Consider the following 20,954-nt stretch of genomic DNA (forward strand, 5'->3'; position numbering starts at 1 on the left):
ATATTGAACAGTTTTTACGAAGAAGTGCAGCTGGAACGACACAAAGAAGTGAGGTAGAGCGAGTATGACCGCCGGAAAAGCAGGCTTCGTGGGCCTGGGGCTCATGGGCTTCCCTATGGCCGCCAATCTCCTTGCCGCCGGCTGGGAGGTGACGGGATGGAACCGCTCGGAGGCGGCCGTGGCGAGGCTGACCGCTCTCGGCGGCCGCAGGGCCGCAACAGTGGCGGCGCTGCGCGACGAGCCGGTCATCGTCTTTATGCTCCCGGACCTGCAGTACATCCAGGATGCTGCGGCCCCCTTGCTCGAGTCCTGGCGTGCCGAACCGCCGGCCCCCGGGACCGCCGTCGTTGTCATGAGCAGCGTGTCGCCGACGGCGGTGCGCGGTTTCGGTGCACTGGTGCAGGAAGCGAGCGGCGGAAACGCCGTGGTGCTCGATGCCCCGGTCAGCGGCGGCACCAAGGGCGCCGAGGACGGCACGCTCGCCATCATGGTGGGCGCCGGCGAAGCCGACTTTGAACGCCTGCTGCCGCTGTTTACCGCCATGGGCACCACCGTCCGCCGAATGGGCGGGCTCGGTGCCGGTTCGCTCGCCAAGGCATGCAACCAACTGATCGTCGGAACCACGACGGCGGCGCTCGCCGAAGCCGCCGAACTCGCCGAACGTTCGGGCATGGACACAGCCGCCCTTTTCGAGGTGCTCTCCGGCGGCCTCGCCGGGAGCCGGGTCCTGGAGCTCGTCGGACCACGGCTCGCGGCAAAGGATTACGTGCCCACCGGCCCCGCCAAGTTCATGCATAAGGACCTCAATTTCGTCCTCGAGAGCGCCGCTGCCACCGGGGCCGCCGTGCCGATGGCGACGGCCGGCGTCGGGCTCTACGGCGAGCTCATCGACCAGGGCCTCGGCGACCAGGACCTCGCCGTGGTCCGCCAGGCCATCTCAAACCTCAGCGACTCGCACGCAACCATCACCACAAAAGCCACCACCACAAAAGAAGGACAGCAATGAGTGGACTCTTCGACCTCACCGGGCGCGTAGCCCTGGTGACGGGCTCCAGCCGCGGAATCGGCAACGCCCTGGCCCGGGGCCTGGCGGACGCCGGCGCCACCGTGGTGCTCAACGGCATCAACCCCGACCGCCTTAAGGCTGCCGAAGCTGCCCTCGCGGCGGACTTCGCCCCCGGCCGCATCCACAGCTGCGCGTTCGATGTCACCAGCGACGTCGAAGCGGCACGAGGCGTGGCCTGGGTGGAGGAAAACGTCGGCCCGCTGGACATCCTGGTCAACAACGCCGGCATCCAGCACCGGGTTCCGATGCTCGAGCTCGACGTCAAGGACTGGGAACGGGTCCTCACTACCGATCTCACCAGTGCCTTCCTGGTGGGCCGCGAGGCCGCCCGGCACATGGTTCCCCGCGGGCGCGGCAAGATCATCAACATCTGCTCCGTCCAGACGGACCTGGCCCGTCCCACCATCGCCCCCTATGTCGCGGCCAAGGGCGGCCTGCGGAACCTGACCCGCGCCATGACCGCCGAGTGGGCGTCCTCCGGCCTGCAGATCAACGGCATCGCGCCCGGCTACATCCACACTGAGATGACCCAGAACCTGGTGGACGACCCCGACTTCAACTCCTGGATCCTGGGCCGGACCCCTGCGCATCGCTGGGGAACCGTGGCCGACCTCGCCGGACCGGCCGTGTGGCTCGCGTCCGATGCGTCGAATTTCGTCAACGGCCAGACGATCTTTGTAGACGGCGGAATGACGGTGGTGGTCTGATGTCCGGCTTCAACCTGCATGGTGTCCAGTTGCCCGAGTCTGGCCTCGCCGTCGTCGCCCACGCTGCCGGCGACCTCCGCATCGAAGACGTGCCCCTGAAGGTGCCGGCGGCGGACGAGGCCGTCGTCGAAATCGCCTTCGGTGGCATCTGCGGTTCGGACCTGCACTACTGGCTGCACGGCGCGGCCGGCGAATCCATCCTCAAGGCCCCCATGGTGCTCGGCCACGAAATCGTCGGCACCGTGGTGCGCCAGGCCGCCGACGGCAGTGGTCCCGCCGCCGGGACCCCGGTCGCCGTGCACCCCGCGACCCCCGGTCCGGGCGGGGCAAAGTACCCGGAGGACCGGCCGAACCTTTCCCCCGGCTGCACCTACCTCGGGAGCGCCGCCCGCTTCCCGCACACGGACGGCGCCTTCAGCCGCTTCGCCACGCTGCCTTCGCGGATGCTGCGCGAACTGCCGGGCAGCCTCTCCCTTCGCACGGCTGCCCTGGTGGAACCGGCCAGTGTGGCCTGGCACGCCGTCGCCCGGGCCGGTGACGTGGCGGGCAAGACGGCGATGGTGATCGGATCCGGTCCGATCGGTGCCTTGGCGGTGGCCGTGCTCAAGCGGGCCGGCGCCTCCCGGATCGTGGCCGTCGACATGCACGACAAACCCCTGGAGATCGCCCGCGCCGTGGGCGCCGACGAGGTCCTCAAGGGGGACGATGCCGAGGCGATCGCCGCCGTGGAGGCCGACGTCGTCATCGAATCCTCGGGCAGCCACTTCGGGCTGGCATCTGCGATCAAGGGCGCCGTGCGCGGCGGCAAGGTGGTCATGGTGGGGCTGCTGCCCACCGGGCCGCAGCCGGTGTTCATCTCTCTGGCGATCACCCGCGAACTGGAACTCCTGGGCTCCTTCCGCTTCAACGACGAAATCGACGAAGTCATCGCGGCTCTTGCGGACGGTTCGCTGCAGGTGGATCCGGTTGTCACCCATGAATTCACCCTGGACCGGGGGCTGGAAGCCTTCGAAGTGGCGAAAAACTCGGCACAGTCCGGGAAGGTCCTGCTGGACTTCGCTCCGGTCTCCTAGGTCCGGGGGGAGCGCCGGACCGGTGGTCAGCCCCGGTCCACGGGGATAAACACCCGCGGCTGGTCCTCCCAGCTCGGCGAAAGGTCCGCGATGGTCTCGCGCATGATGTTCGAGGCCGCCTCGCGGGCCTTTTCGCCGTCTCCGTCCGCGATGGCCCGGGCAACGTCCATGTGCCACTGCAGGGCCGCTTCCTCCGGGTGCGTGGGCATCAGGCCGTGGACCGTGCGCCCGGTCAGGGTCTCGGTGACCTGTCCGATCAGGTTCGCGAACATCTCGTTGCCGGAACCGGAGAGCACCAGCGCGTGGAAACGGATGTCCAGTTCAAGGAAGCCGGCCATGTCTCCGGCGTGTCCGGCGTCGCGCATCGCCAGCGAAATGTCGACCAGTTCGCGCCGGAGCTTCTCCGGGGCGTTCTGTGCCGCGAGTTCGGCGGCGGCAGGCTCGACGGCGGAACGCAGCTCCGCGAGCGAGCGCAGCTGCGCGCCGCGGCCCTCGCCGGCCAGCCGCCAGCGGATGACCAGCGGATCGAAGGGATTCCAGCGGTGTGCCGGGAGCACCCGGATGCCCACCCGTTTGATCGTCTCCACCAGCCCCAGTGACTGAAGCACGCGGACGGCTTCGCGGACCACCGACCGCGAGACTTTCAGTTCGTCCTCAAGCTGCTCGGCCAGCATGACGTGGCCGGTGGGCAGCGCCCCGCCGACAATCCGGGCGCCCAGATGCTCAACGGCGCGGTGGTGGAGACTGGTTGACATAGTCGTAAGCATAGTGGCGACGCCCACGGCCCCTTTGTTACCTGCCCCGGGAGACAGCCCGGACGGGCGGATCATAGACTCTTTTGTGACGCGGACGTTTCCGGAAGCTCTGCGGAAACTTTCGCGAAGGCCATCAAATACGTATGGTTTATTGCAGCGATTGCGCTAGAAAACGTTTCCTGCGTCCCCGGGCGGGACTCATGCACACGAAGAATTGGAGTTTTGATGTCAGCACACATCGGTGTCACCGGCCTTGCGGTGATGGGCGCCAATCTGGCCCGCAACCTGGCCCGCAACGGCTTCACCGTTGCCCTCCACAACCGCTCCGTAGAGAAGACCGACGCCCTCCTTGCAAAGCACGGCTCCGAGGGCGAGTTCGTCCGCACCGAGACCCTGCAGGAACTCGTTGACTCCCTCGAGAAGCCGCGCCGCGTACTCATCATGGTGAAGGCCGGCAAGCCCGTGGACGCCGTCATCGACCAGCTTGTGCCGCTGCTTGAAGAAGGCGACATTGTCATCGACGCCGGCAACTCGCACTACGAGGACACCCGCCGCCGCGAAGCCGCCCTGTCCGAGAAGGGCCTGCACTTCGTGGGCGTCGGCGTGTCCGGCGGTGAGGAAGGTGCCCTGAACGGCCCGTCGATCATGCCCGGCGGTTCCAAGGAGTCCTATAAGGCCCTGGGCCCGCTCCTGGAAAAGATCTCCGCAAAGGTCGACGGCGAGCCTTGCTGCGCCTGGATCGGCACCGACGGCGCCGGTCACTTCGTCAAGATGGTCCACAACGGCATCGAATACGCCGACATGCAGGTCATCGGCGAGGCCTTCGACCTGCTGCGCTCCGGTGCTGGCATCGAGCCGGCCGAGCAGTCCAAGATTTTCGCCGACTGGAACCAGGGCGAGCTGTCCTCCTTCCTGATCGAAATCTCCGCCGAGGTCCTGGGCCACGTCGACGCCAAGACCGGCAAGCCGTTCGTCGACGTCGTGGTTGACGCAGCAGGCCAGAAGGGCACCGGCCGTTGGACGGTCATTTCCGCCCTCGAGCTCGGCTCCCCGATCTCCGGCATCGCCGAATCCGTCTTCGCACGCGGCCTCTCCTCCCAGAGCGAGCAGCGCAAACTCGGCCAGGAACTGCTGGCCGGCGAGGAAGCCTCCATCGAGGTCCCGGCGACCTTCGTGGAGGACGTCCGCCAGGCGCTGTACGCTTCCAAGCTGGTGTCCTACGCCCAGGGCCTGGACATGCTGACCTCCGCCGCGAAGGAGTACGGCTGGGACCTCAAGCTGGACGAGATCGCCTCCCTGTGGCGCGCCGGCTGCATCATCCGTGCAGAACTGCTCAAGGACATCACCAAGGCCTACGCGGCCGAGGAGAAGCCGGCCAACCTGCTGTTCGCCCCGGCGTTCACTAAGGCCATCGCCGATGCCCTTCCGGCATGGCGCCGCGTGGTCGCCACGGCCGTGCAGCTGGGCATCCCGGTTCCGGTCTTCTCGTCCTCCCTGGCCTACTACGACGGCCTGCGCCGCAAGCGCGTAGCAGCCGCCCTGATTCAGGGCCAGCGTGACCTTTTCGGCGCCCACACCTACGGCCGCGTCGACGCCGAGGGCACCTTCCACACCCTGTGGGGCGAGGACAAGTCCGAGATCTCCGCGGTCGACACCCACTAAGGTCCGGCCCAGGACCTGCCGCCGCTACGAAAACGGCCGGCGCTTTCCGGATACTCTGGAAGGCGCCGGCCGTTTTTGTGCCTCTGTTGTTTGCCGGGCCGGCCGGACTCTAGGAGCACAGTCATGACCCAGCCGGTCGCGTTTGTCACAGGTGCCTCCACCGGCATCGGATTTGAAGCCGCCAAACAGCTCAGCGGGCATGGCTTCACCGTCTACGCCGGGGCGCGGCGCGTTGACCGGATGGAGCCGCTCAAGGCCTTCGGGGTGACCCCCGTGGCCCTGGATGTCACGGATGAAGCCTCCATGGCCTCAACGGTGGAAGCCGTTCTCGCCGCCCACAGCAGGATCGATGTCCTCGTCAACAACGCAGGCTACGGGTCCTACGGTTCCCTGGAGGAAGTGGACCTGGAAGAGGGCCGCCGGCAGTTCGAGGTGAATGTCTTTGGTCTGGCCCGCATGACCCAGCTGGTGCTGCCGGCCATGCGCGCCGCAGGCCGGGGGCGGATCATCAATGTGTCCTCCATCGGCGGCAAGATGTACGAGCCACTCGGCGCCTGGTACCACGCCACCAAGTTCGCTGTGGAAGGGCTCAGCGATTCGCTCAGACTGGAGCTGAAACCGCACGGCATCAGGGTGTCCATTATTGAACCGGCCGGCACACAGACGGAATGGGGCGGCATCTCGGGGCAGAGTCTGCTGGCCACCTCCGGTCATGGGCCATACAGCAAGCAGGCTCACGTTGTGGCCGCCGCGCTGTCGACCACCGCCGGGTCGGCCCTGTCGACCCATCCGGACGTGATCGCCCGAAGCATCGTACATGCGGCGGCGTCGGCCCGGCCGAAAACCCGCTACCCGGCCGGGAGGGGCGCCGGCACCATCCTGGCGCTGCGGCGGCTGCTTCCCGACCGGGTGTTCGACGTGCTGCTCTGGCAGCTTTACAAGCGGTTTGCCCGTTAGATCCGGTACTCGATGTAGTACTCGGCAGGATCTACCGCTGGCTTGGTTTCGGACTTCGCGTCACGGTGCCGCCAGGTGGCGGGAATGCCCGTGATTATCGATTCGGGCGGCGCGTCCTTCACGACGACTGCGTTCGCGCCCACCGCGCTGTCCGCACCGATGGTGATGGGGCCGAGGACCTTCGCGCCGGCGCCGATGGTGACGCGGTCACCGATGGTCGGGTGGCGCTTGACCTTGGCCAGGGACCGGCCACCCAGCGTCACGCCGTGGTAGATCATGACGTCTTCGCCGATCTCCGCGGTCTCGCCGATCACCACGCCCATGCCGTGGTCGATGAAGAACCTGCGCCCGATGGTCGCACCAGGGTGGATCTCGATGCCCGTGAGGAACCGTGCCAGCTGCGAAATCAGCCGGGCAGGGAAGCGGAGCCCCGGGTTCTGCCACAGCTTGTGCGTCAGCCGGTGCGCCCAGATGGCGTGCAGGCCCGAATATGCAAAAAAGTTCTCGAAAGAGCCTCGGGCCGCCGGGTCGTGTGACCGGGCGGCCTCGAGGTCTTCCTTCAGCCTTGCGAAGAAGCTCACAAAGACCTTTCTACCGGAAGGGTGGCGAATCAGCCGCGGATGTCGTCAAAGAGCACGGTGGAGATGTAACGCTCGCCGAAGTCGGGAACGACAGCGACGATCAGCTTGCCCTTGTTCTCCGGGCGCTTGGCCAGTTCCAGCGCACCCCAGACAGCGGCGCCGGCGGAGATGCCGCCGAGGATGCCTTCCTGGGTGCCGAGCGAGCGGGCCGTGGCAACGGCGTCTTCGAGGGAGGCGTCCAGGACCTCGTCGTAGACGTTGGTGTCCAGCACCTCGGGCACGAAGTTGGCGCCCAGGCCCTGGATCTTGTGCGGGCCCGGGGCGCCGCCGTTGAGGATGGGGGAATCCTTGGGCTCGACGGCCACGATCTGGACTTCCGGCTTGCGCTCCTTCAGAACCTGGCCGACGCCGGTGATGGTGCCGCCGGTGCCCACGCCGCCGACGAAGATGTCCACCTGGCCGTCGGTGTCCGCCCAGATTTCCTCGGCGGTGGTGCTGCGGTGGATCTCCGGGTTGGCTTCGTTGGCGAACTGCTGGGCCCAGATGGAGTTCTCCGTGTTTGCCACGATCTCCTGGGCCTTCTCGACAGCACCACGCATGCCCTCGGAACCCGGGGTCAGGACGATTTCGGCACCGTAGGCACGCAGCATCACGCGGCGTTCGGTGGACATGGTCTCAGGCATGGTCAGGATGACCTTGTAGCCGCGGGCGGCGCCGACCAGGGCCAGGGCGATGCCGGTGTTGCCGGAGGTGCCCTCGACGATCGTTCCACCGGGCTTCAGGGCGCCGGACTTCTCGGCGGCGTCGATGATTGCGACACCGATGCGGTCCTTGACACTGTTGGCGGGGTTGTAGAACTCCAGCTTCACCGCCACCGTGGCCTCAAGGTCCTTGCTGAGCCGGTTGAGGCGGACCAGGGGGGTGCCGCCGATCAGCTGGGTGACGTCGTCGTAGATCCGTGCCATGTATTCATGCCTGTTCTCTGAAGAGGGGAAATGCTTTGGCCAGCCTAACCAGCGTTACGAAGCCCTGCTACGCACGGAGCCACGAAGAGTAATATTTCCGGGCCTTCGCGAGCTTCGGGTTAATGATGACCTGGCAGTAGCCCTGTTCGGGGAACTTGGCGTAGTAGTTCTGGTGGATCGATTCGGCCTCGTGGAACTCCGGAAGCCGGCTGACTTCCGTGACAATTTCCTTGGACCACAGCGGCTGGTTCCGGGCGATCGCCTTTTCGAACAGGTCCTTCTCTTCCTGCGTCGCATAGAACATGACCGAGCGGTACTGGGTGCCGACGTCGTACCCCTGCCGGTTCAAGGTTGTGGGGTCATGGAGGGCGAAGAACATGTCCAGGATGATTTCCTCCGGGATCACGTTCTCGTCGAAGGTCACCGCCACCACCTCCGCATGGCCCGTGGTCCCGGAGCAGACCTCGTAATAACCCGGGTTCCGGACGTGGCCGCCCGCATAGCCGGAGACAACCGATGAGACACCCTGGGTCTTCTGGTAGACGGCATCCAGGCACCAGAAGCAGCCGCCGCCAAGTACGAAAGTTTTCATGCCCTGTTCAATGGCCGGAAGCCGCGGAAGATTCCCGGAGAAGCCTTACGGAAGTGTGACGGCGCCCGATGCGCAAGAATATTGCCCATGGAAGCTGTGAACACCGCTGTTGCAGAAGACGTTGTGGCGGAGAAGGAATCCGACGATGGCCCGGGAACCCCTACGCTCGGCGAACTGCTGCTCGCGGTCGAAGAACTCTGGCCCGAGTCCCTGGCCGAGAACTGGGACGAGGTGGGCCTGGTGGCCGGCCGCCCGGAGGCGCCGGTCGGCAAGGTGATGCTGGCGGTGGACCCCACCCTGGAAACCATCGAGGAAGCGATCGCCTGGGGCGCCCAGTTGCTGGTCACCCATCACCCACTGCTGCTCAAGGGTGTCAATTCCGTCGCCGCGACCACGGCCAAGGGCCTTGCCGTCCACCGGCTGATTGAGTCAGGCACCGCACTGCTGACCGTGCACACCAACGGCGACTCCGCCGTCGGCGGTGTCTCTGACGTGCTCGCCGACGCCTTCGGCCTGGACAACGTGGTGCCGCTGACCCCCGCCTCACAGGGCCTGCCCGAGGAAGGGATCGGCCGCGTCGGCGAACTTCCCGAACTGATGACACTGGGCGACTTCGCCGCACGCGTGTTCGAGGTCCTTCCCGCCGTCGCCGGCGGGGTCAGGGTTTCCGGTGAACGCGACGCGCTCATCCGGCGGGTGGCCGTCTGCGGCGGCGCCGGTGACAGCCTCTTCGACGCCGTCCGGGCCAGCCACGCGGACGTGTACGTGACGGCCGACCTCCGGCACCACCCGGCGTCGGAAGCACGGGAGTCCGCCGTCAACGGCCGGCCCTACCTGATCGATGTTTCGCATTTTGCCAGCGAATGGCTGTGGCTCCCGGCAGCGGCCGAGGCCCTGGGCAACGTGCTCTCCGACCAGGGCTACGACGTCGAGATCCGGGTGGCCGGCACGAACAGTGACCCCTGGGACTTCATCCTCACCCCCGGCTGAGCCCGGCCCGGTGTTGGGGATGGCCGGGCCGGGAAGCGGTTTAGGCGCTAGAGTCGGTTGCAGGATGGGCCCCGTGGGCCCGGCCGGATCCTTAAGGGATGCGGCATGATCAAGCGGAGGTGGACGTGGCCAAGGCAGCGCCGGCGGAACAGATGAAGTTGCTCGACTTGCAGGCGCTGGACGCCAAGCTCAAGGCCCTGGCCAAGCGGCGCCGCATCCTGGAGAACGATCCCCGCATCACCGATCTCCAGGAGGCGCTGGCTGTGGCAAACGGCGAACTGGGCACCGCCAAGCTCGCCGTACACGATGCCGAAGCCGAACTGCGGCGCGCGGAAACCGACGTCGAGCAGGTTGCCGGCCGCATCGAACGCGATGAAGCCCGGCTCAACAGCGGTACCGGACTGTCCAAGGACCTCATGGCCCTGCAAAGCGACATCGCGTCCCTGAACCGGCGCCGTTCCGACCTCGAAGACGTGGAACTGGAAATCCTCGAGCGCCTGGACGGGCTCCGGGCCAAGCAGGCCGCCCAGCAGCAGATCGTCGACGACATCCAAGGGTCGTTCTCGGGCATCCGGGCAGAACTCGATGCGGCGATTGCCGAGGTGGCCGGTGAGGAAGAGGGCGTCCGCGCGGAGCGCAACGCCTTTGCCGCCGGCGTGGATGCCGGAGCCCTGGATGTCTACGAGAAGACCCTGGCCAGGCGCGGCGTCGGAGCCGCACGCTTGTTCCACGGCAAGTCCGAAGGCTCGGGCATGACGCTGAGCCCCGGCGACCTTGCAGAGGTCAGGGCGGCCGCCGAGGACGACATCGTGTTCTGCCCCGACTCAGGCTGCATCCTGGTGCGCTCGCCTGAATGGAACTAGCCGGGCGGCTTGCCGCTAGCCGGCGAGGATGATGTTCAGGGCGTGCGCCTTCCGTGCTGTGCCCTCAACGAGTTCCGCACCCCAGTTTTCCTGCGTCGCCTTTAGCAGCTGTTCGGGGCTCGCGGGAGCCTTGCCCCGCCGGGTGAGCAGGTGGCGTGCCAGTTCCCCGCGTGTGTGCTTGGCGAAGTGGCTGACGACGGTGCGCTTGCCGTTCGCTTCGGTGAACACGTTTACCGTCACGGTCTGCGCGGGCGGGGGAGTCCAAGCCGCCGCATAGGTGCTCGAGCGGCAGTCCACCAGCAGCTCGCCTTCCGCCCGCCCGGCGAGTGCCTCCGTAAGCTGGGGCTTCCAGAAGGAAGCCAGCCGCCCGACGTCGGGCAGTGCGGTTCCCATCGACAGCCGGTAGGCCGGCACCCGGTCGCCGAAGCCGAGCGCGCCCCACAGCGCGGAGATGACGAGGACCGATTCGGCGGCCTTCCGGCGCTGCCCGGCGGTGAGGGTCTTGTAGCCGAGGGCGTCGTAGAGCACGCCCGAATACAGTTCGTAGGCCGGGGCCGCAGGTTCGGCGTGCAGCCGGGTGTTGCGCTCAACGTCGTCCCTCAGCGAGGCGCCCACCCCCAGCAGGGCCAAGGCGTCCTCGTGCGCGCTGACCAGGCCGAGCGCGTCGAGCACTTTGGCGCGGTAGCTGTTGAGCCCGGGGAAACTGAGCGCCTCCCAGTCGACGGCGGGGCCTTTGACGGCGGGGGTCTTGCCTTCGGAGGGCGGGAGGAGAATCAGCACCCGTCGATATTACCGGGGTCGGACGCCCCTTCCGGCGCCGGTAGACTGTAGTGCGGACGGGGCAGCCAGGCGGCCGCGCGCCACGCAAGTGGCTCGAGGAACGTCCGGGCTCCACAGGGCAGGGTGGTGGGTAACGCCCACTCGGGGTAACCCGCAGGCCAGTGCCACAGAAAACAGACCGCCGCATCCGTGCCTGGCACGGAACGCAGGTAAGGGTGAAACGGTGGTGTAAGAGACCACCAGCTTCCCGGGTGACCGGGAAGGCTAGGTAAACCCCACCCGGAGCAAGGCCAGACAGGACGCGTTTGAGGGCTGCCCGCCCGAGTGTCCGGGTAGGCCGCTGGAGGACGCCGGCAACGGCGTTCGTAGATGGATGGTCGCCTCTTCCCGGCCGGCAACGGCCCGGAATGACAGAACCCGGCGTATCGGCTGCCCCGTCCCACGAACCACCGGGTGTGCCGCGTGTGAGTGAATTCACTGTTCCGGACACCCGGGGGCTGCTTTCCAGACCCTAGAATGGATGGTGAACGTTGAAGTTCCCCGCTGGTACTGCGTTCGCAGCCGGCGGTTTTTCTTTGCGATCGTTCGTGGCGTCCGGGGCGGACCGAAGCCCCAGCGAGGCCAGTGCCGCAGGATTACTCCGGGCGGCCGCCATCTGCGCACGAGGACGTGCGCGGTTGACCCTAGGAAGGTAGTTCTGTGACCCAGTCGTCTGATTCTTGTCTTGATTCGTGGATGGGCCGCGAGGCGCTCGCCGAAGCCATGATCCCGGTGATCGGCCGTTTGTACCGTGAAAACAATGTGGTGACCAGCATTCACGGACGCAGCCTCATCAACAAGTCCTCCATGAACATCCTGAAGGCGCACCGTTTCGCCCGCCGGATGAGCAACGCAGAGCTCCCGCTGGAAGAAACCGCTCCGCTGCTCGATGCCCTTGCCGGACTCGAACTCGGCGCGGCCGCCATCGACATCGCCCTCCTCAACGAGAAGTTCAAGGCCCAGGCGCCCGGCACCTCCCTGGAGGGCTTCCTCCGCGAAGAACTGGCCGCCATCGTCGGCCGCCGTGGCGCCGACGACCGCACCAGCACCGACGTCGTGCTCTACGGATTCGGCCGCATCGGCCGCCTGCTCGCCCGCCTCCTCATCGAAAAGGCCGGCGGTGGTCACGGCCTGCGCCTGCGCGCCATCGTGGTCCGCAAGGGTGCCGAGAACGACCTCGCCAAGCGCGCCAGCCTGCTGCGCCGCGACTCCGTGCACGGCTCCTTCGAAGGCACCATCCGCGTGGACGAGGAAGCCAACACCATCACCGCCAACGGTGTGCAGATCCAGGTGATCTACTCGGACAACCCCTCCACCGTGGACTACACTGCCTACGGCATCAAGGACGCCCTGGTGGTGGACAACACCGGCCGCTGGCGCGACGCAGAAGGCCTCTCCCAGCACCTGCAGAGCAAGGGCGTGGCCCGTGTGCTCCTCACCGCGCCTGGCAAGGGTGACCTGAAGAACATCGTCCACGGCATCAACCACCGCGACATCCAGGACAGCGACACGATCGTCACCGCCGCTTCCTGCACCACCAACGCCATCACGCCGGTATTGAAGGCACTCAACGACAAGTTCGGCGTCATCCACGGCCACGTCGAAACCGTGCACTCCTTCACCAACGACCAGAACCTGATCGACAACTTCCACAAGGGCGACCGCCGTGGACGTTCGGCGGCCCTGAACATGGTCATCACCGAAACCGGTGCGGCGAAGGCTGTTGCCAAGGCGCTTCCGGAGCTGCAGGGCAAGCTGACGGGCAACGCCATCCGCGTTCCCACCCCCGATGTCTCCATGGCCATCCTGAACCTCAACCTTGAGAACGGCACCACCAAGGACGAGGTCAACAACTACCTGCGTGAAATGTCGCTGCACTCCGCGCTGCGCAAGCAGATCGACTACATCGATTCGCCCGAGGTCGTTTCCACCGACTTCGTCGGCTCCCGCCGCGCCGGCATCGTGGACGGGCTTGCCACCATCGCCAACGACAAGAACCTCGTGGTCTACGTCTGGTACGACAACGAATTCGGCTACAGCTGCCAGGTGGTCCGTGTCATGGAGGAAATGGCCGGCGTGAACCCGCCGTTCTTCCCGGCACAGGAAGCCCCCGTGGCCGCGGAACCGGCCCTGGACGCCGTTTCCGTCTGATCCTCTTGCAGGAAAGCTTGGGCTTTCCCGGCCGGTTCTCTGGAATCGGCCGGGAAAGCTGAGCAAAATGGTGCCATGGAACGCGAAGAGATCCTGGACCACGACACCACACTTGAGCACGCACTCGACGTTGCCCGGGCGAACCAGAAGGAAGCCAAGAGGCTGCTCGACGGCGCCCGTGCCGCGCATGCGGCCGGGGACGTCACCGCTGAGCGTGTCTCCCAACTCGAAGCCCTGTTGGCAATTGCCGACGAAGACCTCAAACGGGTCGTCCGGGAGCAGTAGCTTCCAATCCGCCGGTGCCCTCTGCGGCTCCGGTGTGTTCTCCTCCACAGTGTGAATGGCGCAAATAATGTCTGCCGCCTGACCTAGGCTCAAAGGGATTGAAACCGCTGTGAAAGGACTTTCCCCTTGACTACCACCTGGACCGCCTTCCGGCGCGCCCGACGCCGTTCCCGCCAAGCCTGGGCAGTACTGGCATTCATCTTGGCGGCGGCCATCGGCGGTGTCGCGTGGTTCTTCACCAACGGCCAGTTCGCGGTGGCAGAGGGTCCTGCGAGCGGACCCGCAGCGGCCCCCGTGGTGGATTACAGCTGGATGAAACCGGTCCGGTCCGTGGCGGCTGTTCCTCTTGGGACTGCGGCCGACGCCCTTGAGGCCCTTCCGGTCAAAGGGCGGGCCGGCAAGAACGATTACGACCGCGCGGAATTCGGCCAGGCCTGGCTGGACGCTGACCACAACGGCTGCGATACCCGCAATGACATTCTCCGGCGCGACCTCAGCTCCGTGCAGTTCACCCAAGGCTCCAAATGCAAAGTCGCCGGTGGCGGCCTCGCCGAGCCCTATGTCGGCAAGGCGGTCGAATTCCGGCGTGGCGCCGAAAGCAGCAAGGCAGTCCAGATCGACCATGTGGTGGCCTTGGCAGACGCCTGGCAAAAGGGTGCCCAACAGCTCACCCCGAAACAGCGCAGCACCTTCGCCAACGACCCCCTCAACCTGATTGCCGTCGACGGCCCGGCCAACGTGAAGAAGGGCGCTGGTGACGCCGCCACGTGGCTGCCCGCGAACAAGAACTTCCGCTGTCATTACGTCGCCAGGCAGATCTCGGTGAAAGCCGCCTACCGGCTCTGGGTCACCGCCGCCGAAAAGGACGCCATGAAGCGCGTGCTCGCCGGCTGCCCGGGCCAGCAGACCATCCGGCCCTGACGGCAGTCCATCCGGCTCCGCCCTGCGCGGGGCCGGATGGGGCGGGCGGCTAAGGCGCCGCCGGCAGCTCCAGATAACCGTGACCGAGCTGCCAGCTGCCGCCGTCGTCGATCCGTTCGAGGACCGCACGCTGCAGCGAAGTGTCCCTGGGCAATTGCGCAAGGTTCTCCATGTCCCTGGTGCGGAACGTGAAGTAGACGCCATCGCTGGCCGCTTCCGAGCACCGGTCCACGGTGAAGCGGCGGGCGAAGGAGGCAATGTTGCTCTCCGGGAGCCGCTCTGCCAGGTAGGGGTCCAGCATCCAGGAATCGCAGGTGGCCAGCCGCACGGGCTTGTCCGGGAAATGGCGGTCCAGGAAAGCCCGGGCCATAAGCAGGCTCTCGTCGACGACGGCAGGGGAGAGGCCGCCGTCTTCGGGAATGTGGATGCCAACGATCCATTCGCCTTCCGGCGCGGGTGACATGCCGCCGGTGCTGCGCACCAGGTGGTACTGGAGGCGGCCAAGCCGGAACATGTTCCCGGCCAGGTGCAGCGTGAGCCAGGCCCACGTGTCCAGGCCGAAGCGGCCGTGGACGCGGCGGTTGATGCGCAGGTTCAGGCCGATATCGGCAAGGGTCGCGGCCGTGATTTCGGCCGGGATGCCTGCTGAGCCGTGGTGCGCCGCGGTTACTGGCGCGAAACGCAGCAGGGCTTCGATCCAGTCGCTCTCGCCGCAGCCCTCTGCGGTGCCCGAGCCGGCAGGGAACGTGCCGAGCCGCCCTTCCAGGGCTGCCAAGGCGGCAAGGACCGCCGGGCTTGGCGGCGTGGCGAGGAGAGCAGCGCATTCCCGCGCGTCGTCGTCCCGGATGTCCAGGAGCTCAAACAGTGCTGTGGTGTCCACGGCCACGTCCGATCGCTTGGTGTGGGGGGCTCAGGGGCGGTGCGTTGCGGCCGGTCAGTGACCGAACGGGTCCGGGTCGACGCCGGGCATCCAAGTCAATCCCGGCACTCCCCAGCCATGCTTCTTTGCCTGTTTCATGGCCTTCTTGGAATAGCGGTCCACGAGCCGGTTGACGTAGAGCTTCCCGTCCAGGTGGTCGAACTCGTGCTGCATGACCCTGGCGAACCAGCCGGTGGCCACGAAGTCAACGGGCCTGCCGTCGCCGTCGAAGCCCTGCACCCGGGCCCACTCGGCGCGCTGGAGCGGGTAGCTCTCGCCGGGGAAGGACAGGCACCCCTCGATATGCTCCTCCGGATCCGGCAAGGCGCCGGACACCTTGGAGAGGGTCAGGACCGGGTTGACCACCACGCCTTCATCCGGCGCATCGTCGTCATTGGCGTACTTGAAGATGAAGATCCGCTTGCCGACGCCTACCTGGGGTGCGGCAAGGCCCACGCCGTTCGCCGCTTCATTGGTTTCGATCATGTCCGCGATCAGGGTACGCAGTTCGTCGTCGAAGACCTCGACTTCACTGGCCCGGCGGTGCAGTACGGGCTCGCCCCAGATGGTGATGGGCAGGACGGTCATGACGGCTGGTTCCTTGCTGCGTGACGGTAGCGGGGAAAAGCAAAGGCCGCACTGGAAACCAGTGCGGCCTTTGGCTGACCGGTACCAACTACCAGCCTTATGCGGGTGAGCGACGGGGGTTGAACCCGCGACCTCCTGGACCACAACCAGGCGCTCTGCCAACTGAGCTACGCCCACCATGTGCCCTGTGAGCAGCGGAATGACCCGCCGCCTGCGAAGGCAACGACAAAAACTATACCTCGTGTTTGAGGGCCACAATGCCGTTTTTTGCCGTTTCGGAGAAAATTCCCGGAAAGGTAACGCAGATCACACCGAGGGGGCGTCGTCGACCGTTCCGGAAACGCGCTTGGAGACCTTCTGCGCCGTGGCGGTGTCGGGTCCGGGGGCGGGAACGAAGACAGCTTCGCGGTAGTAGCGCAGCTCATCGATGGAGTCCTTGATGTCGCCGAGCGCGCGGTGGCCGCCGTGCTTGGCCGGCGCCTGGAAGTAGGCACGCGGGAACCAGCGGCGTGAAAGCTCCTTGATGGTGCTGACGTCGATCACCCGGTAGTGGAGGTGCTCGATGACATTGGGCATGTCGCGGGCCAGGAAGGTGCGGTCCGTGCCGACCGAGTTTCCGCCCAGCGGTGCCTTCTTCGGATCCGGGACCCAGGCCTCGATGTATTCCAGGATGAGCGCTTCCGCCTCGGCCATCGTCTTGCCGTGGGGCAGCTCGTCGAGGAGCTTCGAACGGGTATGCATGTCCCGGACGAAGTCGTTCATCTGCTCAAGCGCGGCCTCGTCGGGTTTGATGACAACATCCACGCCTTCGCCCAGGATGTTCAGCTCCGAGTCGGTGACCAGCGCGGCCACCTCGATCAGCGCATCCTTTTCAAGATCCAGGCCGGTCATTTCGCAGTCGATCCAGACGATGCGTTCATTAGTAATAGGCACCCGCCCAGCCTACAGTTCAGCCGCCCGCTGCCGCTCCGGTGATACCATTTCGAGCACGGCAGAGGCTGGTTTTCCGCCCTGCTTTTCCCTTGTACGGACGGCCCGCGGCCGCATCCGGAACCCGCTAGGCAAACGATTGGACATTTCTGACGATGACGGCGCCTGTACCTGCTGCCAGCAAGGACGACGGGATGCCGTCGGACGCAGGAACACTGCCTGACGTGGACAATGCCCGCTCGCCGTTGATTGCCGGCTTTATCGGATCGGTGTTCCTGGTGATCGGGTCCCTTGGAGTGGGCTGGCTTGCCCCCGTGTCCGAACTCCGCCGCCTGCCCCTGTTCATCTGGATGCGCACGGAGGCCGCAGGGGTTGCGCTCTCCATCGTGCTGCTGTCAGTGGGCGGCATGCTCCTCGTGCGGGCCTGGCTCCGGCTGGGCCAGCGCGTGCGGGTCTGGGGACCGGAGGCCCGCAAGGCCACGCTCCGGGCAATCCTGGCCTGGGGGCTTCCCATGATGTTCACCGTTCCGCTGTTCAGCCGCGACGTGTACGCCTACATCGGCCAGGGCAGGCTGATGGTGGAAGGCATCAATCCCTACGAGAACGGCATCTCCGCCCTGCCCAACTATTTCCAGCTGGGCGCGGACAAGATGTGGACCGAAGCCCCGGTCCCGTACGGCCAGCTGTTCCTATGGATCGAGCAGTTCGTAGTCTGGGCGACGAATGTCCAGCCTGAGGCGAGCATCATGCTCTTCCGGGGCGCGGCCGCCGTCGGGATCGTGCTGTGCGTCATCTACGTTCCCAAGCTCGCCGAACTCCACGGCGTCAATCCGCACCGCGCCCTGTGGCTCTCAGCCGCGAACCCGCTCTTCCTCACCAACTTCATCGCCAGCGTCCACAACGATGCGCTGATGATCGGCCTGGCCCTCGCCGGACTCTACTACTGCGCAACCCGCCGGGTGATCCTGGGCATCGTGCTGGTCACCTTGTCCATTTCGGTCAAGCCGATCACCGTGGTGTTCCTGCCGTTCATCGGCCTCCTCTGGGCGGGCAAGGGCGCCAGCTGGCCGCGCAAGTTCCTTTTCTGGGCACTCACGGCCGGCCTGTCGCTGGCGATCCTCTACGGGCTCGGCGCCGTCAACGGCTTCGGCTTTGGCTGGATCAAGGGACTGTCGGCACCGGGCAGCGTGTGGATCTGGTACGCCCCGGTGGGGCTGCTCGGCCTGATCGTCGCATCGATCGTGAATGTGTTCGGCCTTGACGGCTGGGGACTAGCGAAATGGGTGTACGACGCCGGCAAGGTCCTTGCCGTGGGAATCGTCGCCTGGCAGGTCTTCCGCGGCAGCCACGACCGCGTGATGCGCCGCCTGACCCTTGCGTTCGCCGCGATCGTCTTTCTGGCACCGATGATCCAGTCCTGGTACGTCGTGTGGCTGATTCCGCTGTTCGCCGTGACGGGCATCCGGAACGACTGGCAGGTCAAGACCCTCTACTTCGTGGTCTCCTTCTTCATGGTCTACGCGATCTCCGACCAGCTGGAAGTCTTCCCGTACCTGCAGAGCGGGGACGTCGGCCTGGCCCTGGTGCTTGCCAGGAACGCGGCCGCCATCATCGCCCTCCTGTTCGCCCTTTACCTGATCTTCCTCGACCCGCGCACCAAACACCTCTTCAGCCGCCGGGACCAGCCCCTCAGCAACAACATCATCTAGTTTCGCCCTCGGCGGCCGCCGGCAGGCGCCGTACGGCTTCGCGGTAGGACAAGGGGCTCAGCTGTTCCCGGTGTTCGGCAACGAAGGCAGCCACCCAGCCCGGATCGCTCTTCCCGTACTCGCGCAGGGCCCATCCGATCGCCTTCCTGATGAAGAACTCACCGTCGGCGAGATTCGGCAGGATCACCGCGGCCAGCAATGTCGTGCTGGTCCGGCCCTTGGCACCCAGCTGCGAGGTGATGGCCGCGCGCCGGACCCACATGTCGCCGTCGGCCGACCACCGCAGCAGCAGTTCCGGCATCAGGTCCGGATGCGCCAGAAGAAGCTCGCGGATCCGGGGCGAGACGCCGTCCACCAGGTCCCACCAGGCACCGGTGCGGATGAACTCCTCGTACACCGGTAGCATCTGCAGGTCGGCGGCGACCAGCCGTGCGGCGGTGAGATCGATCGCCGCGTAGCGCTCTTCGCGGGCATTGGCCTCGCGCCACAGCGTCAGCACGGTGTCGCGGAGTTCGGAGGCCGACGTGAAGGGGGCCGCCTTGGCCGCGTCCTTCGCGATCCTTCGGACGTGGGGGACCGGTACGCCGAGTGATGGCATGTCCGACTTCATATATGCCTGTGCCGAGCGGGCGCGTTCGGGATCGGCCACGGATCCGAGCGCGGCGCGGATGCCGTCGATGAGGTCCTGCTTGTGCATGGCACTCCTGTAGGCGCGGGGCGTCACCCCTGCGGATGGGGCAGGTGTCAGCGCTGCAGCCGCATCACGGCCCTGCCGGGGGCGGAGGTGGGAACAGCGCTGAATCCTGCCCGGGTGAACAGGGACACCGTCCCGTGGTACAGGTCCGCGGCGCCGGCCTTCGGCCGCAGGGCAGGATCCACCGGGTAGCCTTCGATGATCCGGGCGCCGTGCGTGAAGGCGTGTTCGACGGCGGCAGCGAGCAGTTCGCCCGCGATACCCCCGCGCCGGTGCCCGTGAGCGACGACGAAGCAGCTCACCGACCAGACACCGTCGCCGTCGGCGGCGGCCGCGCCCGCGGAGCGCAGGATCTGTGACCGTTCGATCCGCGGATAGCAGTGCCGCGGTTCGACGGCGCACCAGCCAACGGGCACGCTGTCCTTGACCGCGATCACGCCGGGTTCGGGTCCGGCGTCGAACGCCGCTTTCAACTGTTCACGGCGGCCCGAAACGGGCGTTGCCTCCCAGGCCTTGCCTGTGACTGAAAACCAGCGGCACCAGCACCGGCTCGGTTCGCCCCCGCCGCTGAAGAGGCCTTCCACTTCGGCCCATCGTGCGGGCCGGGTCAGGATCTTTGCGGAGTTCTGCTCCATGGCAGGGAGTCTAGCCCGGGGTTCCGGATGGCGGCAGCCCCTTGACTTTGCCTTCGCCGGCGCCGGATGCTCGACCATCGCCATTTCGGATTGCACCGTTCAGGCGACCGTCCGGCGGCAGGAGATCCCGCCGGGTCACCGACAGCATTGGAGCCACCCACCATGCACGCAGCAGCTCCGGCCGGGCAGGGCCCTGTATTCGTCTATGCCACCTACATCAGGACAACCCCGGAGCAGTTGTGGCAAGCCTTGACCGACCCCGCGTTCACTGAACGCTACTGGGGCGTCGCCCTCAGATCGGAGTGGCAGCAGGGTTCCACCATCACCTGGGAGGTCGCGGGCGTGACGATTGCGGATCCCGAACAGGTGGTCCTGGCGGTGGAAGAGCGCCGCAGGCTCGAGTTCACGTGGCACACCATCACGCCGGAATTCGGGGCGGCGGTCGGTGGCGCCGAAGACGAAGTTGCGGCGATGGCTGCCGAGGGACGTTCGAGGGTGCGTTTTGAGATCGAGCCGCTGGATGGCATGGTCAAGCTGACCGTGACCCACTCGGGCTTCGACGAGGGCAGCACCATCCTGGCCGGTGTCACCGATGGCTGGCCAGGAGTCCTTGCCAGCCTCAAGACCCTCCTTGAAACCGGCGAGCCACTGGTTTTTTCTTAGGCGTCTCCATCCCGCGGGGCCCGTCCCCGAGCGGCGGGCTGCCGATCGCCGTGCGCAAGGTAAACTCGTGGTGTTGCCGCCGGAATGGTCCGGCAGGCGCCCGCCTCGGTAGCTCAGAGGATAGAGCAGGAGCCTTCTAATCTCTTGGTCGGGGGTTCGATTCCCTCCCGGGGCGCTTTGTGATGTAGCGGGACATCCTTTACGGATGTGTCGGGACATCGTTGACACCCCCGGTCTTCGGACCGGGGGTGTTTTGTTTTTTCGGCTGGTAGCCGCGGGTTGGGTCGATGGTGAACTCTGCGAGGATTTCGCCGGTGCCGTGCTCGACGGCGGTGACGTCGGCCTCGCGGACGAGCACGATGATGCGTTTGTGTTTGTGGGCTCGTCCGATGCCCAGATGCCGGAGCCGTCCTGCGTGGCGGAGCGTGA

General features: G+C 66.4%; 22 protein-coding genes, 2 tRNA genes, 1 other RNA gene and 1 pseudogene. 14 read left to right on the top strand and 12 right to left on the bottom strand.

What is annotated here, in order from left to right; genetic code table 11:
• Positions 1-64 precede the first annotated feature (64 nt).
• The 3 genes from BLP88_RS14125 to BLP88_RS14135 are packed head-to-tail and all read left to right on the top strand — an operon-like array spanning position 65 to position 2,846.
• Positions 65-1,006: an NAD(P)-dependent oxidoreductase gene (locus BLP88_RS14125; RefSeq protein WP_074590166.1), complete on the top strand. Its 942-nt coding sequence runs from the start codon at positions 65-67 to the stop codon at positions 1,004-1,006.
• Complete coding sequence (locus BLP88_RS14130; protein WP_074590167.1) at positions 1,003-1,773, top strand: SDR family oxidoreductase; 771 nt, start codon at positions 1,003-1,005, stop codon at positions 1,771-1,773. The genes BLP88_RS14125 and BLP88_RS14130 overlap by 4 nt, the downstream gene beginning before the upstream one ends.
• Entirely contained in the window at positions 1,773-2,846 is a 1,074-nt protein-coding gene (locus tag BLP88_RS14135; RefSeq protein WP_074590169.1) for an L-idonate 5-dehydrogenase, read from the top strand. Before BLP88_RS14130 ends, BLP88_RS14135 begins: the two co-directional genes overlap by 1 nt.
• A gap of 26 nt (positions 2,847-2,872) precedes the next feature.
• Here BLP88_RS14135 and BLP88_RS14140 read toward each other — a convergent pair whose 3' ends face one another.
• Positions 2,873-3,601: a FadR/GntR family transcriptional regulator gene (locus BLP88_RS14140; protein WP_074590170.1), complete on the bottom strand. Its 729-nt coding sequence runs from the start codon at positions 3,599-3,601 to the stop codon at positions 2,873-2,875.
• Positions 3,602-3,826: 225 nt separating this feature from the next.
• On the opposite strand from BLP88_RS14140, the gene gndA reads away from it, so the two are divergent.
• Both gndA and BLP88_RS14150 read left to right on the top strand, forming a co-directional pair.
• Positions 3,827-5,263 (top strand): NADP-dependent phosphogluconate dehydrogenase, encoded by a 1,437-nt coding sequence (gene gndA, locus BLP88_RS14145; RefSeq protein ID WP_074590172.1) that lies wholly within the window; start codon positions 3,827-3,829, stop codon positions 5,261-5,263.
• A 123-nt stretch (positions 5,264-5,386) separates the two neighbouring features.
• On the top strand, positions 5,387-6,220 hold the full coding sequence (locus BLP88_RS14150; protein ID WP_074590174.1) for an oxidoreductase: 834 nt from the start codon (positions 5,387-5,389) through the stop codon (positions 6,218-6,220).
• Here the strand turns inward: BLP88_RS14150 and epsC are convergent.
• From epsC to msrA, 3 genes are all read right to left on the bottom strand, one after another.
• Positions 6,217-6,801, bottom strand: coding sequence for a serine O-acetyltransferase EpsC (gene epsC, locus BLP88_RS14155; RefSeq protein ID WP_074590176.1), 585 nt, complete (start codon positions 6,799-6,801; stop codon positions 6,217-6,219). The genes BLP88_RS14150 and epsC overlap by 4 nt on opposite strands.
• Before the next feature lie 29 nt (positions 6,802-6,830).
• The gene (gene cysK / locus BLP88_RS14160) at positions 6,831-7,766 is read right to left on the bottom strand and encodes a cysteine synthase A (protein ID WP_074590178.1); all 936 of its coding nucleotides are present in this window, start codon (positions 7,764-7,766) and stop codon (positions 6,831-6,833) included.
• 67 nt (positions 7,767-7,833) lie between these two features.
• Positions 7,834-8,358 carry a peptide-methionine (S)-S-oxide reductase MsrA gene (gene msrA, locus BLP88_RS14165; RefSeq protein WP_074590180.1) on the bottom strand — a complete coding sequence of 175 codons (525 nt, stop codon included), beginning with the start codon at positions 8,356-8,358 and terminating at the stop codon, positions 7,834-7,836.
• A gap of 87 nt (positions 8,359-8,445) precedes the next feature.
• On the opposite strand from msrA, the gene BLP88_RS14170 reads away from it, so the two are divergent.
• The gene (locus tag BLP88_RS14170; protein WP_074590182.1) at positions 8,446-9,348 is read left to right on the top strand and encodes a Nif3-like dinuclear metal center hexameric protein; all 903 of its coding nucleotides are present in this window, start codon (positions 8,446-8,448) and stop codon (positions 9,346-9,348) included.
• A 125-nt stretch (positions 9,349-9,473) separates the two neighbouring features.
• The gene (locus tag BLP88_RS14175) at positions 9,474-10,211 is read left to right on the top strand and encodes a zinc ribbon domain-containing protein (protein ID WP_074590233.1); all 738 of its coding nucleotides are present in this window, start codon (positions 9,474-9,476) and stop codon (positions 10,209-10,211) included.
• A 15-nt stretch (positions 10,212-10,226) separates the two neighbouring features.
• On the opposite strand, the gene BLP88_RS14180 is transcribed toward BLP88_RS14175, so the two are convergent.
• Positions 10,227-10,991, bottom strand: coding sequence for a YaaA family protein (locus BLP88_RS14180; RefSeq protein ID WP_074590184.1), 765 nt, complete (start codon positions 10,989-10,991; stop codon positions 10,227-10,229).
• Between the two features lie 57 nt (positions 10,992-11,048).
• On the opposite strand from BLP88_RS14180, the gene rnpB reads away from it, so the two are divergent.
• The 4 genes from rnpB to BLP88_RS14200 all read left to right on the top strand — a co-directional run bounded on the left by rnpB (position 11,049) and on the right by BLP88_RS14200 (position 14,387).
• Positions 11,049-11,432: RNase P RNA component class A (rnpB, locus tag BLP88_RS14185), an RNA gene on the top strand.
• Between the two features lie 258 nt (positions 11,433-11,690).
• The gene (locus tag BLP88_RS14190; protein ID WP_074590186.1) at positions 11,691-13,181 is read left to right on the top strand and encodes a glyceraldehyde-3-phosphate dehydrogenase; all 1,491 of its coding nucleotides are present in this window, start codon (positions 11,691-11,693) and stop codon (positions 13,179-13,181) included.
• Between the two features lie 75 nt (positions 13,182-13,256).
• On the top strand, positions 13,257-13,466 hold the full coding sequence (locus tag BLP88_RS14195; protein ID WP_074590188.1) for a hypothetical protein: 210 nt from the start codon (positions 13,257-13,259) through the stop codon (positions 13,464-13,466).
• 126 nt (positions 13,467-13,592) lie between these two features.
• A complete protein-coding gene (locus tag BLP88_RS14200) occupies positions 13,593-14,387 on the top strand; it encodes an HNH endonuclease family protein (RefSeq protein ID WP_074590190.1) in 795 nt (264 codons plus the stop codon).
• 49 nt (positions 14,388-14,436) lie between these two features.
• Here the strand turns inward: BLP88_RS14200 and BLP88_RS14205 are convergent, their stop codons facing one another.
• The 4 genes from BLP88_RS14205 to orn form a co-directional block, all read right to left on the bottom strand.
• Positions 14,437-15,267, bottom strand: a complete 831-nt coding sequence (locus tag BLP88_RS14205) for an acyltransferase domain-containing protein (protein WP_074590235.1) — start codon at positions 15,265-15,267, stop codon at positions 14,437-14,439.
• A gap of 54 nt (positions 15,268-15,321) precedes the next feature.
• A complete protein-coding gene (def, locus tag BLP88_RS14210) occupies positions 15,322-15,894 on the bottom strand; it encodes a peptide deformylase (protein WP_074590192.1) in 573 nt (190 codons plus the stop codon).
• A gap of 104 nt (positions 15,895-15,998) precedes the next feature.
• A tRNA-His gene (locus tag BLP88_RS14215) sits at positions 15,999-16,071 on the bottom strand.
• A 129-nt stretch (positions 16,072-16,200) separates the two neighbouring features.
• On the bottom strand, positions 16,201-16,827 hold the full coding sequence (gene orn, locus BLP88_RS14220) for an oligoribonuclease (protein ID WP_074590195.1): 627 nt from the start codon (positions 16,825-16,827) through the stop codon (positions 16,201-16,203).
• 152 nt (positions 16,828-16,979) lie between these two features.
• On the opposite strand from orn, the gene mptB reads away from it, so the two are divergent.
• Positions 16,980-18,533, top strand: a complete 1,554-nt coding sequence (gene mptB / locus BLP88_RS14225; RefSeq protein WP_175453572.1) for a polyprenol phosphomannose-dependent alpha 1,6 mannosyltransferase MptB — start codon at positions 16,980-16,982, stop codon at positions 18,531-18,533.
• Here the strand turns inward: mptB and BLP88_RS14230 are convergent.
• Positions 18,526-19,230, bottom strand: coding sequence for a DNA alkylation repair protein (locus BLP88_RS14230; RefSeq protein WP_074590200.1), 705 nt, complete (start codon positions 19,228-19,230; stop codon positions 18,526-18,528). The genes mptB and BLP88_RS14230 overlap by 8 nt on opposite strands.
• Positions 19,231-19,277: 47 nt before the next feature.
• Complete coding sequence (locus BLP88_RS14235) at positions 19,278-19,862, bottom strand: GNAT family N-acetyltransferase (protein WP_074590202.1); 585 nt, start codon at positions 19,860-19,862, stop codon at positions 19,278-19,280.
• Between the two features lie 162 nt (positions 19,863-20,024).
• Between BLP88_RS14235 and BLP88_RS14240 the strand changes: the two genes are divergently transcribed.
• On the top strand, positions 20,025-20,525 hold the full coding sequence (locus tag BLP88_RS14240; protein WP_074590204.1) for an SRPBCC family protein: 501 nt from the start codon (positions 20,025-20,027) through the stop codon (positions 20,523-20,525).
• A gap of 102 nt (positions 20,526-20,627) precedes the next feature.
• A tRNA-Arg gene (locus BLP88_RS14245) sits at positions 20,628-20,700 on the top strand.
• 24 nt (positions 20,701-20,724) lie between these two features.
• Here BLP88_RS14245 and BLP88_RS18995 read toward each other — a convergent pair.
• A pseudogene (locus tag BLP88_RS18995) lies at positions 20,725-20,954 on the bottom strand (IS481 family transposase); the annotation flags it as partial.

It is taken from the genome of Arthrobacter cupressi (genome assembly GCF_900099975.1).
GTDB lineage: Bacteria > Actinomycetota > Actinomycetes > Actinomycetales > Micrococcaceae > Arthrobacter > Arthrobacter cupressi.

Excerpts from the sequence above, each read along its gene's own strand:
- msrA (WP_074590180.1), bottom strand. The coding sequence starts at position 8,358 with ATGAAAACTTTCGTACTTGGCGGCGGCTGCTTCTGGTGCCTGGATGCC.
- BLP88_RS14135 (WP_074590169.1), top strand. The coding sequence starts at position 1,773 with ATGTCCGGCTTCAACCTGCATGGTGTCCAGTTGCCCGAGTCTGGCCTC.
- gndA (WP_074590172.1), top strand. The coding sequence starts at position 3,827 with ATGTCAGCACACATCGGTGTCACCGGCCTTGCGGTGATGGGCGCCAAT.
- BLP88_RS14230 (WP_074590200.1), bottom strand. The coding sequence starts at position 19,230 with ATGCACAAGCAGGACCTCATCGACGGCATCCGCGCCGCGCTCGGATCC.
- BLP88_RS14235 (WP_074590202.1), bottom strand. The coding sequence starts at position 19,862 with ATGGAGCAGAACTCCGCAAAGATCCTGACCCGGCCCGCACGATGGGCC.
- def (WP_074590192.1), bottom strand. The coding sequence starts at position 15,894 with ATGACCGTCCTGCCCATCACCATCTGGGGCGAGCCCGTACTGCACCGC.
- BLP88_RS14150 (WP_074590174.1), top strand. The coding sequence starts at position 5,387 with ATGACCCAGCCGGTCGCGTTTGTCACAGGTGCCTCCACCGGCATCGGA.
- BLP88_RS14140 (WP_074590170.1), bottom strand. The coding sequence starts at position 3,601 with ATGTCAACCAGTCTCCACCACCGCGCCGTTGAGCATCTGGGCGCCCGG.
- BLP88_RS14130 (WP_074590167.1), top strand. The coding sequence starts at position 1,003 with ATGAGTGGACTCTTCGACCTCACCGGGCGCGTAGCCCTGGTGACGGGC.
- BLP88_RS14170 (WP_074590182.1), top strand. The coding sequence starts at position 8,446 with ATGGAAGCTGTGAACACCGCTGTTGCAGAAGACGTTGTGGCGGAGAAG.
- BLP88_RS14195 (WP_074590188.1), top strand. The coding sequence starts at position 13,257 with ATGGAACGCGAAGAGATCCTGGACCACGACACCACACTTGAGCACGCA.
- BLP88_RS14240 (WP_074590204.1), top strand. The coding sequence starts at position 20,025 with ATGCACGCAGCAGCTCCGGCCGGGCAGGGCCCTGTATTCGTCTATGCC.
- BLP88_RS14125 (WP_074590166.1), top strand. The coding sequence starts at position 65 with ATGACCGCCGGAAAAGCAGGCTTCGTGGGCCTGGGGCTCATGGGCTTC.
- cysK (WP_074590178.1), bottom strand. The coding sequence starts at position 7,766 with ATGGCACGGATCTACGACGACGTCACCCAGCTGATCGGCGGCACCCCC.
- mptB (WP_175453572.1), top strand. The coding sequence starts at position 16,980 with ATGACGGCGCCTGTACCTGCTGCCAGCAAGGACGACGGGATGCCGTCG.